The organism is Legionella sp. PATHC039 (genome assembly GCF_026191275.1).
GTDB classification, from domain to species: Bacteria; Pseudomonadota; Gammaproteobacteria; order Legionellales; family Legionellaceae; genus Legionella; species Legionella pneumophila.
Genome location: NZ_JAPHOP010000001.1, coordinates 1,818,969 through 1,834,625, shown reverse-complemented (window position 1 = coordinate 1,834,625; position 15,657 = coordinate 1,818,969). Strand labels below are relative to the sequence as shown.

Genomic DNA, 15,657 nt, shown 5'->3' with positions numbered 1-15,657 from the left:
ATCATTATAGTCTTTTGGGTTTTAAATGGCTGATTCTCTAATGACCGTTGTTTGTCGTTGGTATCTACAAAGTTCGGCTGCATGCTTCGGAGAAGACGAAACATGCAGGCTGTTTGACGAATTATTTAAAGATTAATAAGGCTTACGAAAAAATCCAAAGTCGAATTACTGGATCTCCGCAGGTTCGTTTGGCTTATGTCGATGATCTTCAGCTAAGTAGGTGTATAAAGTAGGTACTACAAACAGTGTGAAACAGGTACCTATTAATAAACCTGTGGAGATAACTAGTCCTATGTCGAATCGACTTGCTGCTCCAGCACCGCTGGCAATAAGAAGAGGTATTACTCCAAACACCATAGCAGCTGTAGTCATTAATATGGGTCGTAATCTAATTCCAGCAGCTTCCTCAACAGCAGCACGTTTATCAAGATTTTTTTCACGTTGCAAATGATTAGCGAAATCCACTATCAATATTCCATGTTTACTGATGAGTCCAATTAAAGTAATCAAACCCACTTGAGTGTAGATATTAATAGTCGCTACTCCAAGGTTAAGCGGGATAAGCGCGCCACAGATGGACATTGGTACGCTGATGAGAACGATTAGTGGATCGCGAAAACTCTCATACTGCGCTGCCAGGACTAAAAAGATAACAACAATAGCAAAAAGGAATGCAAAGATGAGAGCACTTCCTTCTTGCATAAATTGCCTGGATTCTCCTCCATAATCATAAGTAAATCCCTTGGGCAAGACTTCCTGGGCTGCTTTTTGTAAAAATTCCAAACCTTGGCCTAATGTTTTACCTGGCATCATGACAGCCTGAATCGTTGCAGAATTGAGTTGTTGGAAATGGGTAGCTGCATTAGGTTGAGTTTTTTCGGTTGGGGTTATCACAGTGGATAATGGAACCATAGTGCCGTTTAGCGTTTTAACATAAATTTGGCCTAATTGTTCTATAGTAAGACGGAATTTGCGCGCCAGTTGTGGGATTACCTGGTAGCTTCGACCTTCCAGATTGAAGTAATTGATGTAGTTGCCGGATAGAGCACTTGTCAGGCTGCTTCCAAGCGCTCTCATATCCAAGCCCATTTCAGAAGCTTTTGCTCGATTGATGCTAAACTCCACTTGTGGTTGATTAAATTTAAGGGAATTGTCTATGTAAATGAATAACCCACTATTCCTGGCTTTTTCAGTTAGCTTATTCGACACATCCATTAAGCTCTGGAAATCATTTGTTGTCTTAACCACAAATTGTACGGCAGGACCACCGCCGCCGCCTGGCAGGGGAGGGGGGACAATAGCGAAAGCATTAAGTCCTGCAATTTTAGATAATTTTTTTTGTAAAGGTTCTTTTAGAGCAAACTGACTTTTTTTCCTTTGATCCCATGGTCTTAATACCATTCCTGAAATAGGTTGGCTCATGTTAACCGTAAAATAGTTTTCTGTTTCAGGAAAACTTTTATAAATGGCATCAAACGGCTTTGTATAGGCTTCTATGTAGTCTAAGGTTGCATATTGTGGAGCAGTAGCCATTACAAAAAAGAAGCCTTGATCTTCATCAGGCGCAGTTTCAGCGGCCGTGTTAGAATACAAATAGGGCAACATTAAAATCACTACCCCTGCTAACAGCAACATCATTTCTCGGGTATCCAATAAGCTATGAAGTGCATTCTGGTAAACTCGTTTCAGTTTGTTAAAAAACTCATCCAGAAAAATAGCAAATTTTCCACTAGCAGCTTCTTCGGATAGAATTTTTGAACACATCATGGGGGACAGCGTTAAGGCAATAACCCCTGAAATAATAACCGCACTTGCCAGTGTAAAAGCAAATTCCTTGAACAAAGCGCCAGTCAGTCCACTCATAAACCCTATTGGTGCATAAACAGCTGCCAGGGTGATTGTCATCGCAATAACCGGGGTAGCAATTTCTCTGGCACCTATAATTGCGGCTTCAAAGGGGGTTTTTCCTTCTTCCAAATGGCGATGTACATTTTCTACCACTACAATGGCATCATCCACTACCAATCCTATTGCTAATACAAAGGCAAGAAGGGTAAGCAAGTTGATGCTGTAACCCAGTATGAGCATCAAAGTACAGACACCAACCAATGACAGCGGAATAGTGACAACGGGAATAAGAACTGAACGAATAGAGCCTAAAAATAAAAAGATAACGATAATCACGATGACTGCGGCTTCAATGATAGTTTCCATTACCTCATGGATAGATGCCCGAATGAATGCTGTGGCATCGTATACTATTGTGCCAGTTAATGATGGCGGGAATTCCCTCACTATTGAAGGAAAAAGTTTTCTAGCATCATTAATTACTGTGAGGGGGTTAGCAGTTGGTGTTGGAGTGATCGATATAAAGACGGCCTTTTTGCTATTGAAAGTCACTGAGCTATCATAATTTTGTGAACCCAGTTCCACTTTAGCGATATCCCTGAGCCTGATTATTGACCCCTTATCGCTTTTTACGATCAGTCTTTCGAATTCCTCAACATTATTCAAATCGGTTTTAGCCGTGACATTGATGGCAACGTATTCACTTTTAGTGCTTCCGGCTGCAGTAAGGAAGTTGTTACTGGCCAAAACAGCTGACACATCAGCTGGAGTAACGTTAAGCGCAGCCATTTTAATTGGATTCATGAATATTCGCATGGAATAAGTTTGACCACCTAAAATATCAGCCTTGGCTACTCCATCCACTGTTTGCAACTGGGGTTGAACGACTCGGGTAGCGTAGTCAGTAATTTGCTGAGGAGTCATATCCTTACTGTCCAGGCTAATGTACATCAATGCGGTTGATGAGTCTGATTTTTTCAATATAACTGGTTGTTGTGACTCTTTAGGTAACTGATTGAGCGTTTGCTGCACTTTACTCATGACATCAGTAAAAGCAACTTGAGGGTCGAAATTCAACTTGATGTTTAAGGTAATTGTGCTGAGACCTTGCTGACTGGATGAAGTCATATAATCTATTCCTTCAGCACTGGCAACAGCACTTTCAAGAGGAGTAGTGATAAATCCGGCTATGAGTTCAGCATCAGCGCCAGGATAACCGGTCATTATGGTTATGACTGTATTCTCCATTTTAGGGTATTGGCGAATTTGCATTTTATAGATGGAGTTTATCCCGAATAGAAAAATCAACATACTGACCACTATGGAGAGTACTGGGCGCTTGATGAATAGATCTGTGAATTTCATAAGTTATCCTGCAAAAAACTGACCATGATCCTAGTCGGTAGTAAAGAACAACAAGCCATATTATTAGAGCATGCTAATGTTATAAAATGATTTAAATACCAGGTTGCCAACACGATCTAATGTCCCAGCTGGTTGGGATCACTGTCTGTATCGAGTTTGACACTGTTGTTAATAACAACAGGGGTACCATTTTGTAATTTCAAGTCACCAGTACTTACGACCAATTGACCTGCTTTAATGCCTTTCTTGATAACTGTGTAATTTCCCTGTTGCTCCCCGTTAGTGACGAATACACGGTTTACAACCAACTGGTCAGTACCATCCTTATTTTTCTTACCTTCTTTACTTTTTTCAATGATATAAACAGCATTTCCATAGAGACTGTAAGAAATTGCTGTGGAAGGGACGATAATAGTATTAGGCTCTGCAGGTTGATCTACTTCAATGGAAGCGAACATGCCTGGGATAAATACAAAATTTCGTATTTTATTTTGTTTATTTAATTCTGTACTGCAGGACACAATCAGTTTATCTCCTCTGACTTGTTTACGTGCTTTGATAAGAGGAGACTTGGTTGGATCCTGAATTGCATCAGCAGGGCAGTTCGGTAATAGGGCTTGTACCTGAACATTATGAGTAGTTAGATCTACTTTAGAGTTTACTGCATGAATGACTCCTTCAAAGAGAATATTAGGAAACTCCTCTACGCGAAAGGTCACAGGTTGGTTAAGATGAATTCTTTTGTAATATTGTTCTGGCAAGTAAAATTCCAGGTAAAGGGGATCCAGTGATTGTAAAGAAACTATGGAGGTTTGCCCTGGGGTGACGTATTGGCCCAGGTTTACCTGGCGGATGCCAAGGCGGCCGGAAAAAGGGGCTCCTATGTGTTTTTGTTTAATTTGTGCTTGAATCTGCTCTACTTTCGCCTGAGCCTGTTGCAAGTTAGCTTTGGCTTCATCAACACTGGAGCTTGGCGTGGCGCCACGCTTGAAGAGATCAGTTTGTCGTTTATAGCTAAGTTCTTTAAGCGTTAATTCCGACTGGTTAAATTTGAGCAATGCTTGATCGATGCTGTCATCTATGGTGATCAATGGCTCATCTTTTTCTACGTATTGCCCTGATTCAAAATGAATTTGAACTACATTGCCAGATGCTTCCGAGTTCACATCAACTCCGTTGATTGCAACGAAATTACCTACAGCGTCAATGGTTGGCTTCCAATCTACTGCTTGAGCAACAGCAGAAGAAACGGTAACAGCAGGAGGCGCATAACTTGCGAAGAATTGTTTAATCATGTAAGCCTTAATTAGATTAAAAGCTATGATTCCACCGAAAACTACCAACAAGATTATTCCCATGATAGTCAATCGTTTATTCATTATCTTCCCCTGTTAATGCTTGAAAAAAATTTAATCTAGCAAATATAACATAAACATTTACTTTATCATCTTATTGTTTGAGAGGACTTGTTATTTTTAATATTTTCATAGTTGTTTTGCTTCTTCTCTAACGAAATTGAATTGTAATGAACTTTGATTTTATGGGTACAAAAAAATCCTATTGACTAAATTGAATACTTTGATACTATGCAGCTTCCATCTTACTAAGGGGAAGCTCATGAAGTTAAAATCATTGTTATTTGTTGTATGTTTCAGTTTATTTTCTAACGTTTTTGCTGCAAATCTTCATTTACATCCCAAGGCTGATAATGCAGACAAGAAATCAATACAAAAGAGCGTAACTTATCCTGGTTACTGCCAAATTGAAATCATTAACCAAAGCTTCACAGATGTTCGTGTATTCGGTACGTTTGATGATGGCACAACTATAGATTTTAATATCTATCGCTATGAGTCACCTCACTACATAAGCCTATTCTATAATTTCTATTGCCATAGTGGTATGTACATTACTATTACATCACCTTACTATACTATTTATTCCGGTTGGACAAATGTGAACAGTACCATCCGTGTAGTTCCTTACTTGAAAGAAGCTAAGGCTGAGTTATCAAACAGATAATTCATTGAAAATTCGGGAAAGCTCTCAATGATTAGAGAGCTTTCCTTTCCTTTGAGGAGTTGTACATGAAATACCTCATTCCCTGCGTAGTACTGTTTCCTTTACTTTCTTCCTGCACAGTTATCCAAGAAGACTTTTATCAGCCAGAGTATTTGAGGCCTGCTCCTCGCGTAGAGGTTACCCCCTCATATCCTCAAGGGTATTATCATCGTCATTACAATCAGCGATATCATAGTAATAATCGATACTATAGTGCGCCAAGGGGGCAGGTTCATTATGAGCATGCGAAAACTCAAGGTCATGCTGCGGTAGTTACTCCGCCACCATCACAAGCCAGAGTTGAAGCTCAGAAAAATGTTCACGGACACAATGCAAATAACGGTCAGGTGCATGGACATGCTCATGATAATGGTAATATGCACAGCCATCCTGATTCTTCTAATGTACATGGACATGATACTTCCAATCCTGAGGAACAGAAAAAAATTCATGGCCATAGTTAATAATTTAACTTGCTGAATACAGCAAACTTTTTTTTAAAAGAACTAAAATTGTACTATTATCCTCTTCGTATCAGGGTAATTTTTATGATACTCTAATAACGTTTTTATCTTTAAGGAGCCTCTATGCGCGACTCACTTAAGATGTTATTAGTGGGATCCATATCCATGATAATTATTGCGTGTGCCGCTTCTCCTCTGTCGGAAAGTACAGGGGAATATCTTGATAGTTCAACGACTACTGCCAAGGTGAAAGCCAGTTTGGTTGACCAATTGGGGACTACGGGATTTGCCGTAAAAGTAAAAACATATAAAGATCAAGTGCAGTTGAGCGGTTTTGTCGATTCTCAAAAAATAAAACAAAGAGCCGGGATTATTGCGGCTGGCGTAGATGGTGTAAAGAGTGTTCGTAATGACCTTATTATAAAAACAAGGTAAATATAGCCTTCCAACCAAGGAACATTCATGTTTGACGAAAGTTATACTATAAAAAATTTTGATGATGTTCTTTTTAAAGCAATTTCTGATGAAAAACGACGCCAAGAAGAACACATTGAATTAATAGCATCTGAAAATTATGTCAGCCCGAGAGTATTGGAGGCTCAGGGTTCTGTGTTGACGAATAAATACGCTGAAGGATATCCAGGCAAACGCTATTACGGAGGTTGTGAGTTTGTTGATGTCGCTGAAGAGTTAGCCATTTCAAGGGCAAAATTACTTTTTGGCGCTCATTATGTCAATGTGCAACCCCATTCGGGATCACAAGCAAACGCAGCAGTCATGATGGCATTATTGTCCCCAGGCGATACTTTTATGGGCATGGCTTTGCCTCATGGTGGACACTTGACTCATGGGTCAAAGGTTAATTTTTCAGGTAAATTATACCATTCTATCGAGTATGGTATTAATAGCAAGACAGGTTTGATTGATTATGATGCTCTGGAGAAACTTGCGCTTCAACACAAACCAAAATTGATCATTGCCGGTTTTTCAGCTTATTCCAGGATCCTGGATTGGGCTCGATTTAGAGAAATTGCCGATAAGGTCGGCGCTTATTTAATGGCGGACATCGCTCATGTAGCTGGTCTGGTAGCTGTAGGGTTATATCCTTCTCCTGTTCCTTATGCGGATGTTGTGACGACGACAACTCATAAAACCTTAAGAGGACCTCGCGGTGGTTTAATCCTTTGTAAGGAAAACGAAGAAATTGAGAAAAAATTAAATTCTTCTGTATTTCCTGGTATGCAAGGTGGGCCCTTAATGCATGTAATTGCAGCCAAGGCAGTTGCTTTTGCAGAAGCTCTGTTACCCGAATTTAAAACTTATCAGCAACAGGTTTTAGCTAATGCCAAAACGATGTGCAGTGTGTTACAAAGCAGAGGCTATGATATTGTTTCTGGCGGAACTGATAACCATCTTTTGCTAGTGGATTTGATAAATAAAGGAATTACAGGTAAAGAAGCTGACGCTGCTTTAGGCAGAGCCAACATAACAGTCAATAAAAATTCGGTTCCCAATGATCCTCGCTCACCTTTTGTAACGAGTGGTTTACGTTTGGGTACGCCTGCTGCAACCACAAGAGGCTTTAAAGAAAGAGAGATTACTTTATTATCTAACTGGGTAGCGGATATCCTTGATAATGTTCATGATGAAACTAATATTTCAAGAGTGAAAACCCAGGTGCTGCTACTCTGTCGTGAATTTCCGGTTTATGCCTAATCATGTATTGTCCATTTTGTCATGCGGAAGAAACAAAGGTAGTGGATTCACGTCTGGTCGCGGATGGTGCTCAAGTTCGCAGAAGGCGTGAATGTCTGGAATGTCATGAGCGGTTTACTACTTTTGAAACCGCTGAATTGATTATGCCATTGATTATAAAACGTGATGGAAGAAGAGAACCGTTTCATATTGATAATTTACGTTCTGGCATGTTGAGAGCCTTGGAGAAAAGACCTGTCAGCGTTGATGATTTGGAAAAAGCTATTATTTCTATCACTGAGGAAATTCGAAGAAGAGGTGAACGCGAGATCGATTCCCAGGTGGTTGGCGAGTTGGTAATGAAGGAATTATTCAGGCTTGATCATGTGGCCTATGTGCGTTTTGCATCAGTGTATAAACGCTTTAAAGATGTGAGTGATTTTAGACAAACAATTGATCAAATGAAAAATGAAGATAAGGAAAAGTCTTAGATAAAAAATGTGAAGGGCTCACTTTTCTTGTTGTTATTAGAATAATATGAGGTAATTGTGGAAAAACAATCAATTCGTGGTAAAAGACGAGCTCGAAAATTTGCATTGCAAGCCCTTTATCAATGGCTAATGTCTGGTACAGATCTTCATGAAATTGAAGCTCAATTCAGAACAATTAATAATATGGATAAAGTAGATGGAGAATATTTCTGCCGCCTGTTATACGGCATTCCAACTCATGTGGAAGCATTGGAGGCAAGTTTACTACCGTATCTAGACAGAGAAATCAATGCATTGAATCCAATAGAGCTTACTGTATTGAGAATTGGGTCTTTTGAATTGTTTCATTGCCCTGAGATACCGTATAAGGTGATTCTTGATGAATCAGTATCCTTGACTAAAGAATTTGGTTCACAAGAGGGATATCGTTACGTTAATGGGGTATTGAATAATTTGGCAAAACAGGTTCGCTCTGTTGAAGTCAGTCTTGATAATGAATGAATTTACCCTGATTGATCATTATTTTAAATCCATCCCATGCAAGAGAAATGATGTCCTTTTTGGGATAGGGGATGATGCTGCTTGCTTGCAGATTCCCGATGGAATGCATTTGCTAGTCAGCACAGATACTTTGGTTTCAGGCATTCATTTTCTACCGCAATGGGATCCCTATGATATTGCCTGCAAGGTATTAATGGTCAATATTAGTGACATGGCTGCCATGGGCGCACAGCCATGTTGGGTGACTCTTGCATTGACCTTGCCCGAATTGAATCAGAGTTGGCTTGATTCCTTCGCGAGAGGGATAAAAGACTCTCTTGGCTTATATAATATGGATCTGATCGGTGGTGACACGACCAAAGGCCCGTTATCAATCACGTTGACCATCATGGGGCTCACACCTCAAGGACAAGCAATCAGACGTTGTGGCGCACAAGCGGGTGACGTGATTATGGTTTCCGGTGAATTGGGGGCTGCGGGGCTGGCTGTAAAATTGCTGGATGGGTATAAAAAAGTGAATGCAAAAGATAAAATAGAATTAATGAATAAACTATTACATCCTAAACCACGGGTGGATTTATGCCATTTACTTAGAAAATATGCTACTTCAGCGATTGATATCTCTGATGGGTTAGGCGCTGATTTAAATCATATTTGCGTCGCAAGTGGTGTTGGGGCCAACTTGTTTGAAGAAGCAATACCCAGGCATCCTTTATTGAATCAATATTGTCCTGAACAAGCCATTGACTTGGCTCTTTCAGGAGGTGATGATTACGAGTTATGTTTTACAGTTTCAATACAACAGCTGGATTCTTTTAATCGGGATCTTCAAAAAGAAAATCTGACCTGTTTTCCCATCGGTGTGATAGAGGAGAAACCAGGATTAAGAATACAATCAGCTGATAGTCCAAGTAAAGAATTGCAACCCAGAGGCTATTCACATTTTTAAATCCCGCCTCTATAGTATGATAATAAAAATTAAAGACAAAATTCGATTCTAAAGTGATGTGATAGCGATATTTAGGTTGAGGAGCAAATATGAACCAAGTCAATTTGGCAAATCGAGTATGGCAAGATCCCGTTTATTTTATCGCTTTTGGTTTTGGCAGTGGATTGATGTCAATTGCTCCAGGTACGTGGGGGACATTAGCTGCTATTCCCCTCTATTTATTATTGATCAATGCTCATTGGAGCATTTATTTATTATGGACTGCCCTGGGATTTGCGCTGGGAGTTTGGGTCAGTGACAGAGTGACAGAAGATCTTGGTGTACATGATTACAAAGGAATTGTATGCGATGAAGTAGTTGGTTATTTATTAACTATGTTTTTAGCTCCCAAAGGAATATTATGGATGTTAATTGGCTTTATTTTGTTCCGTATTTTTGATATTTGGAAACCTCAACCAATACGTATGATCGATCAAAGAGTTCACGGTGGGTTAGGGATTATGCTGGACGATGTTTTAGCAGCAGTACCTGCCTGGTGTATTATGCAAATCTTGGTTTGGAGCTTTGCTTAATGAATGAAAATCATAAAGAGCTAATTAGCATAGGGTTAACAGTCAGTATCGTTATCTTCTCGCTTTATATTGTTCATAAATTCATTCCTTCCATGATATGGGCCGCTATTATTGTTATAGCTACTTATCCCTTATACACCAGATGGCGTAAATTATTTGGTAACAAACACAACACATCAGCGTTCTTATTTACAACACTGATGGGCTTGCTTTTCCTTATTCCCTTGAGTTGGCTTATAGGAATCCTTATCAAGGAGTCTCAATTATTTATTAATTTTTTGCAGCATATTAATAAGGAAGGTGGAGCTGCTCCTGAGTTTTTTAAAAATATTCCATTGGTTGGGGATGATTTAATTCAATATTGGGATGTGAATATTGGTAAGCCGGGAAGCATCAAGGAGTTTTTATCTAATTTGCATGTAACGTTAACCCCTACCAGCTATTACATCAAGCAGATTGGGGTCAATTTGGCTCATCGTAGTTTTCAAGTAGGATTTACCCTTCTAACACTTTTTTTCTTCTATCGTGATGGGGATAAATTACTATTACAAATTCAGCATATAGGAGAATATTGTTTGGGTGACAGATGGTTTCGTTATTCCGACAGGCTTCCCAGCGCGTTGCGAGGGACTGTGAATGGAACTATTGTTGTTGGCATAGGGGTAGGTATATTAATGGGCGTTTGCTATGCCTTGGTTGGGTTTCCAGCCCCCACATTGACTGGGTTTATTACCGCATTGGCAGCTATGATACCTTTTGTTGTTCCTATTGTTTTTATCATAGTCGCTTTGATTTTACTTTCCGTTGGCAGTTTGATTGGAGGCATCATTGTTCTGGTTTGGGGAACTTTGGTTATGTTTGTTGCTGATCATTTTGTAAAGCCAGTTCTTATCGGTGGAGCGATACAATTACCTTTCCTGGCTGTTTTGTTCGGCATTTTGGGGGGAGTAGAAACTTTGGGTTTGCTTGGCCTGTTTCTAGGACCGATGGTGATGGTTTTATTTGTGACCTTGTGGCAGGAACCCCAAGGCCATAAGAAGTCATCAGGTTGACTTGTCAAAGGTAAAATTGATACCCACATTGAATGTGCTGAGTGTATAGCGACTGTTGTTAAAGTCGGACAGACTACTGGTTGTGAGAAAGCGGAAGTCCATAGCAAGCCAGGCGAAATCATCCATTAGATACCCTACGCCTACAATGCCCTGTCCAGCTCCTGAGACAATGGTAGTGCTAAATCCAGCTGAAGCCGGCAGATTGACGGGCGTTGTTTTTACGAAATTATTTCTATTTTGAATACGTACTTGTCCCGCGCCTATTCCAATATAAGGTACATAAGTACTTTCATTCACAGAACTGAAAAAATCATAATACAGATTGAGCAAACCATAGAGAGCGGCACTACTGCCATCATAACCTAGTCGATTAACTTCAAAAGCGGAAGGACAAACGCCTGTTGGAGTTAGGACATTAGGACTTTGTAAAGTACAGGAACTTATTGTGAAAGGACCAGTTGAAATCCGGTTATATAGTACCTCCCCTTCAATGCGATAGTGGCTTATTTTATAACCTAATACAGCCCCTCCACCTCCAGAAACAGGACTATATTCCACGTTGGCAGTAATGGTTCGGTTGGGTTCGGTAAATATAAGGTCCTCACCAGAAGGCCCATGACTTATTTCCCCCAATATCCCAACGTAGAAGCCTTGAGGCTGGTTGAAAGCAAAAGTTGAACCGCTTAATAGCAAACCGGATAATACCCAGAGTTGAATTAACTTCTTCATTGCGTATCCTTACTTATAATTTCCTTGATCAAAACGGTAGATTGCTCCCACGCTGGCCAAATGAGCCTGGTAGGTTTTTCCAAAATTACTCGAATTATCGGTTGCGATATAGCGGTAAGCCAAATTTGCCGCATAATTTTCGGAGAAATTATAAGTTATTCCCACAGTTCCCTGGTAGGCAAAGGCGCTGTCGCTGGTGGTAAAGTAAGATGGTCTAAAAGGACCTATGCTGTCAAGCTCTGTCCTAAGAGAGGCATAACCAATCCCCAATCCAATAAATGGCGCAATGGCCGGTAGCATATCAGGGCAATCATAGTAAATATTGGTCATGATAGTATTGGCGGAGGTAAAACCGGTAACACCGAGCTGTGTTATAAAGTTAAGATTAAACTTTCTGGCTTCACCCCTGAGATAGGTGTATTCTACTTCATAGCGGATTGGGTTGCTTTGGTAGCCTACTCGTCCTCCGGCGTTATAGCCGTTATTGTATCCCACCTCATCACGGAATACCCCATAAGCGAAATTGTATATGTTGGGGGGAATATAAGTGTAACCTCCAAATGCGCTGGCATACCACCCGTCTACAGGTACCGCGGCGGAGGCAACACCTGTAGCTAATATAGCTGTTGTAAGTAATGTAATTCTCATGACATCCCTTTTTATTATTATTATTTTTTAACTGATTCATGTTAGCGGTTTGTCTTAAATTTGCAAGTTTTCTATTGCGCTTTATTGAGCAATTTAAATTTTAAACTCCAGATAGTTCAATGATTTTGTTGCTTGTATAAAATTCTGATTAAGGTAAGATGAAATTTGGACAAGGAACAAGGAGCGTATATGCCACCAAAGGATGGAAAAAAATTATTGGATATAATCGACAATTTAAACGAATTTGCCGAAAAGTTATTAAGTCGAATTGCGGATGAATCCGATGAAGGATGTAAGCAATTAGTTCATGTCTTAGAATCTGCCCGGGCAAGATATAATAAGCCCATTGAATCATGGCTTAAAGGTTGGTTTTACCAGTTTACCAGAAAACGCGGACAAGAAATTGATATGGCAATTAAAGGCATGGAAGCGTTCCCTGATGCTTACACTCGCTTGCAGGAGTTTAAGTTATTGGTTGGGAAAGGGGAGTGGGAACATGGATCGTTTAATTATTATTTATTTGATGAGCTTATCAAGTCAGTTCCTGGCTATAAACCATTAGAAAGTGAGTTAGTCCATCCAATTATTTTGAAGCTCAGACAAAAAATAAATAAAAGAATTGACGAGTTTATGTCGCAATACCTGGCTTCCCAAAAATTAATAGAAGCTCGAAAACAGGAATTGTTGCAGACACATCAAAGTGCTCAGAAATTTATCGATAATGTTTCAATTATCAATGACCTGGAAGCAGCTAAAAAATCAGCCAAAGAAAATAAGGGCGTTATACAATTTTGCTTAATTTTTGAAAGTGGTATTTGGAAGCTTTCCTGGGTAGATGCAACAGGTAAAGCGTATGCTTTGGAACCCGGGGAAGAGTTAATCCAAATTCTAATAGACGGAAAGATTAAGGATATCGTTAAGGATATTGATAATCTAAGTGCTTTGCATTTGAAGCAGCTTAAACAGGAGTGTGTAAAAGCCCGAGAAATGCTTCTAGGACGAGTTCAACTGCTCATCAATCCGAAAGATCCGAGAACTCAAGCTGAGTTGACTAATGATATATTAAAGGAAAATGGGACTTCCGCTACTTTTGTTTTGCGGGGTAAACCTAATGAGTATTCGTTGTGGTGGATAAATACATTAGGTTTCGCACATGAAATTTCATTAGAATCCTATGCATCTATGAAAATGTGGTTAAATGATCAAGGCCATCCGCTAAAGGAAGAACACATTCCTCAACTTAAGACTTATTTATTGAATGTAAATACTATCAAGTCCATTGATGTCAAGGAAGACATGAAGGAATTTAAAGCTCAATTGCAGGAATGTCTGGCTGCCGGACCAAAATCTAAAATACCTCCTGTCAGTAGCACAAGTAAAATGACAAATGCTAAAAAATTGGATTTGCGTTTATTTGGAGACGTTGAACGATGTTTGAAGAATCAGTTAAGTGAAAGGGAAGAGGAAAAGGTTGCTACACAAGAACCTGGTAAAATTAATCTAAATAAATATGAGAATATTGCAACTTTGTTTGGTAACAGAGCTAAAAACATGGAGCATCATGAAGGACAGCCATCAAAACCAAATGATAATGCAGCTATAAGATCTATTTAAAGAATAAATGCAATAACTGCCTTGAATTTTATTTCAAGGCAGTTATTGCATTCAAATGCATTGATTAAAACCATTAGTGATAGGATATCTCCAGTCTTTACCAAAGGCCAGATTACTTATCTTTATTCCTGGTGCAGCCTGACGTCTCTTGTATTCATTACGTTTAATCAATTGAATGATTTTGTTGACCACTTGCGGTTTAAATCCTTTGGCAATGATTTCAGAGGGACTTAAATTTTGTTCCATGTAAGCCATAATAATGGTATCCAGTTCACCGTATTCGGGTAAACTATCCTGATCTGTCTGGTTTGGTTTTAATTCAGCAGAAGGGGGTCTGGTAATGACTCGCTCTGGGATAACCAATGAAATCTTGTTTCTATACCTCACTAATTCATACACTTGAGTTTTCAGTACATCTTTTAATACGGCAAATCCGCCGGCCATGTCGCCATATAAAGTGGCATAACCTACAGCTGTTTCACTCTTGTTACTAGTAGTAAGAACCATTTTCCCTGTTTTATTTGACAAAGCCATGAGCAGCATCCCACGTATTCTTGCCTGAATATTTTCTTCCGTGGTATCCGGTGGCAAGTCTTTAAAAACAGGATGAAGCGATTCAATCATAGATTGAAACATGGGTTCAATTGGTATAATGGAATGTGCAACTTTAAGGTTGCTTAATTGTTCCAGTGCATCTTCATTGCTGATTGACGCGGTATATCGTGAAGGCATCAACACAGCATGGACTTGCTCTGCTCCAAGCGCATCGACAGCTATTGCTAACGTTAAGGCAGAATCAATGCCTCCGGAGAGCCCAAGCAGTACGCCGGGGAAATTGTTTTTTCTGACGTAATCTCTGGTACCACAAACCAGTGCCTTATAAATAAGTGCTTCTTTGTCGAGATAAGGGGTGATTGATCCGTCTATTTTGTTACCGTCTATATTGACAGTACATAAGCTTTCTTCAAAGGCAGGAGCTAGAGCACGGATAATACCTTGATTATCCATGGCTAAAGATTGCCCATCAAAAAGCAAATCGTCCTGACCACCTATTTGATTGACATAAATAATGGACACCCCCCGTTTAGCATAAGATCTTAAAAGCTCTTCTCTCAGCTGGTATTTACGATAGTCAAAGGGGGAGGCGTTTAAACTGATTAAAATGGAAATGCCACTGTCAAGTAAATCGTTTACAGGACCTTTTTGCCATAAATCTTCACATATGCAAAACCCTAACTTATGGTTTTTAATTGATAAAACGCAAGGATCTTTTTTACCAGGAGTAAAATATCTTGCTTCATCAAAAACTCCATAATTTGGCAATTTTTGCTTGTGATATGCTCTGATTTTTTCTCCTTCATAAAAGATGCTGAAGCCATTGTAGCAATCCCCAATGTGTATCATTGGATGTCCGACAATGACATAACAATCCTTGGTAGTATCCTGAATATTCTGGAGGTTGAGCATGATTTTATCATGATATTCTTTTCGAAAGAGTAAATCTTCCGCTGGATAACCGGATAGAGTTAATTCTGGAAAAATAATCACATCATGGTTTGCCTGATGGTTTTTGATGACATCAAGAATTTTATTTGTATTCGCGTCAATAGCTCCAACTGTTGGATTAATTTGAGCCATCAGTACTGTCAAGGGTGCATTCATGAAAAT

Annotated in this window: 15 protein-coding genes; 10 read left to right on the top strand and 5 right to left on the bottom strand. The window is 39.5% G+C overall.

Going from position 1 to position 15,657, the window contains the following annotated elements; translation table 11 throughout:
• Window positions 1-165: 165 nt before the first annotated feature.
• Entirely contained in the window at window positions 166-3,213 is a 3,048-nt protein-coding gene (locus OQI99_RS08325; protein ID WP_061513650.1) for an efflux RND transporter permease subunit, read from the bottom strand.
• Window positions 3,214-3,329: 116 nt separating this feature from the next.
• On the bottom strand, window positions 3,330-4,592 hold the full coding sequence (locus OQI99_RS08320; RefSeq protein WP_265731695.1) for an efflux RND transporter periplasmic adaptor subunit: 1,263 nt from the start codon (window positions 4,590-4,592) through the stop codon (window positions 3,330-3,332).
• Between the two features lie 238 nt (window positions 4,593-4,830).
• On the opposite strand from OQI99_RS08320, the gene OQI99_RS08315 reads away from it, so the two are divergent.
• The 9 genes from OQI99_RS08315 to OQI99_RS08275 all read left to right on the top strand — a co-directional run bounded on the left by OQI99_RS08315 (window position 4,831) and on the right by OQI99_RS08275 (window position 10,998).
• On the top strand, window positions 4,831-5,235 hold the full coding sequence (locus tag OQI99_RS08315) for a hypothetical protein (protein ID WP_014841166.1): 405 nt from the start codon (window positions 4,831-4,833) through the stop codon (window positions 5,233-5,235).
• Window positions 5,236-5,300: 65 nt separating this feature from the next.
• The gene (locus OQI99_RS08310) at window positions 5,301-5,738 is read left to right on the top strand and encodes a hypothetical protein (protein WP_061513648.1); all 438 of its coding nucleotides are present in this window, start codon (window positions 5,301-5,303) and stop codon (window positions 5,736-5,738) included.
• Between the two features lie 123 nt (window positions 5,739-5,861).
• Window positions 5,862-6,173: a BON domain-containing protein gene (locus OQI99_RS08305; RefSeq protein ID WP_011214932.1), complete on the top strand. Its 312-nt coding sequence runs from the start codon at window positions 5,862-5,864 to the stop codon at window positions 6,171-6,173.
• Between the two features lie 27 nt (window positions 6,174-6,200).
• Window positions 6,201-7,454: a serine hydroxymethyltransferase gene (glyA, locus tag OQI99_RS08300; RefSeq protein ID WP_061513647.1), complete on the top strand. Its 1,254-nt coding sequence runs from the start codon at window positions 6,201-6,203 to the stop codon at window positions 7,452-7,454.
• Window positions 7,455-7,456: 2 nt separating this feature from the next.
• Complete coding sequence (nrdR, locus tag OQI99_RS08295; RefSeq protein ID WP_010946463.1) at window positions 7,457-7,924, top strand: transcriptional regulator NrdR; 468 nt, start codon at window positions 7,457-7,459, stop codon at window positions 7,922-7,924.
• 57 nt (window positions 7,925-7,981) lie between these two features.
• On the top strand, window positions 7,982-8,425 hold the full coding sequence (gene nusB / locus OQI99_RS08290) for a transcription antitermination factor NusB (RefSeq protein WP_011213300.1): 444 nt from the start codon (window positions 7,982-7,984) through the stop codon (window positions 8,423-8,425).
• Complete coding sequence (gene thiL / locus OQI99_RS08285) at window positions 8,418-9,374, top strand: thiamine-phosphate kinase (protein ID WP_265731694.1); 957 nt, start codon at window positions 8,418-8,420, stop codon at window positions 9,372-9,374. Before nusB ends, thiL begins: the two co-directional genes overlap by 8 nt.
• Before the next feature lie 89 nt (window positions 9,375-9,463).
• A complete protein-coding gene (locus OQI99_RS08280; protein WP_061513645.1) occupies window positions 9,464-9,946 on the top strand; it encodes a phosphatidylglycerophosphatase A in 483 nt (160 codons plus the stop codon).
• The gene (locus OQI99_RS08275) at window positions 9,946-10,998 is read left to right on the top strand and encodes an AI-2E family transporter (protein WP_014841173.1); all 1,053 of its coding nucleotides are present in this window, start codon (window positions 9,946-9,948) and stop codon (window positions 10,996-10,998) included. Before OQI99_RS08280 ends, OQI99_RS08275 begins: the two co-directional genes overlap by 1 nt.
• Here the strand turns inward: OQI99_RS08275 and OQI99_RS08270 are convergent.
• Window positions 10,990-11,727: a hypothetical protein gene (locus OQI99_RS08270; protein ID WP_061513644.1), complete on the bottom strand. Its 738-nt coding sequence runs from the start codon at window positions 11,725-11,727 to the stop codon at window positions 10,990-10,992. The two genes, OQI99_RS08275 and OQI99_RS08270, sit on opposite strands and share 9 nt — an antisense overlap.
• Window positions 11,728-11,736: 9 nt before the next feature.
• A complete protein-coding gene (locus OQI99_RS08265) occupies window positions 11,737-12,375 on the bottom strand; it encodes an outer membrane protein (protein ID WP_061513643.1) in 639 nt (212 codons plus the stop codon).
• Between the two features lie 165 nt (window positions 12,376-12,540).
• On the opposite strand from OQI99_RS08265, the gene ravH reads away from it, so the two are divergent.
• Window positions 12,541-13,989, top strand: coding sequence for a Dot/Icm T4SS effector RavH (gene ravH / locus OQI99_RS08260; protein ID WP_265731693.1), 1,449 nt, complete (start codon window positions 12,541-12,543; stop codon window positions 13,987-13,989).
• Between the two features lie 51 nt (window positions 13,990-14,040).
• Here ravH and OQI99_RS08255 read toward each other — a convergent pair whose 3' ends face one another.
• The gene (locus OQI99_RS08255) at window positions 14,041-15,651 is read right to left on the bottom strand and encodes an NAD+ synthase (protein ID WP_061513641.1); all 1,611 of its coding nucleotides are present in this window, start codon (window positions 15,649-15,651) and stop codon (window positions 14,041-14,043) included.
• Window positions 15,652-15,657 lie beyond the last annotated feature (6 nt).

Bases quoted from the DNA above. Each gene is read 5' to 3' on its own strand.
- OQI99_RS08315 (WP_014841166.1), top strand. From the start codon at position 4,831: ATGAAGTTAAAATCATTGTTATTTGTTGTATGTTTCAGTTTATTTTCT.
- nrdR (WP_010946463.1), top strand. From the start codon at position 7,457: ATGTATTGTCCATTTTGTCATGCGGAAGAAACAAAGGTAGTGGATTCA.
- OQI99_RS08275 (WP_014841173.1), top strand. From the start codon at position 9,946: ATGAATGAAAATCATAAAGAGCTAATTAGCATAGGGTTAACAGTCAGT.
- glyA (WP_061513647.1), top strand. From the start codon at position 6,201: ATGTTTGACGAAAGTTATACTATAAAAAATTTTGATGATGTTCTTTTT.
- OQI99_RS08270 (WP_061513644.1), bottom strand. From the start codon at position 11,727: ATGAAGAAGTTAATTCAACTCTGGGTATTATCCGGTTTGCTATTAAGC.
- OQI99_RS08255 (WP_061513641.1), bottom strand. From the start codon at position 15,651: ATGAATGCACCCTTGACAGTACTGATGGCTCAAATTAATCCAACAGTT.
- OQI99_RS08280 (WP_061513645.1), top strand. From the start codon at position 9,464: ATGAACCAAGTCAATTTGGCAAATCGAGTATGGCAAGATCCCGTTTAT.
- OQI99_RS08320 (WP_265731695.1), bottom strand. From the start codon at position 4,592: ATGAATAAACGATTGACTATCATGGGAATAATCTTGTTGGTAGTTTTC.
- OQI99_RS08265 (WP_061513643.1), bottom strand. From the start codon at position 12,375: ATGAGAATTACATTACTTACAACAGCTATATTAGCTACAGGTGTTGCC.
- OQI99_RS08310 (WP_061513648.1), top strand. From the start codon at position 5,301: ATGAAATACCTCATTCCCTGCGTAGTACTGTTTCCTTTACTTTCTTCC.
- OQI99_RS08305 (WP_011214932.1), top strand. From the start codon at position 5,862: ATGCGCGACTCACTTAAGATGTTATTAGTGGGATCCATATCCATGATA.
- OQI99_RS08325 (WP_061513650.1), bottom strand. From the start codon at position 3,213: ATGAAATTCACAGATCTATTCATCAAGCGCCCAGTACTCTCCATAGTG.
- thiL (WP_265731694.1), top strand. From the start codon at position 8,418: ATGAATGAATTTACCCTGATTGATCATTATTTTAAATCCATCCCATGC.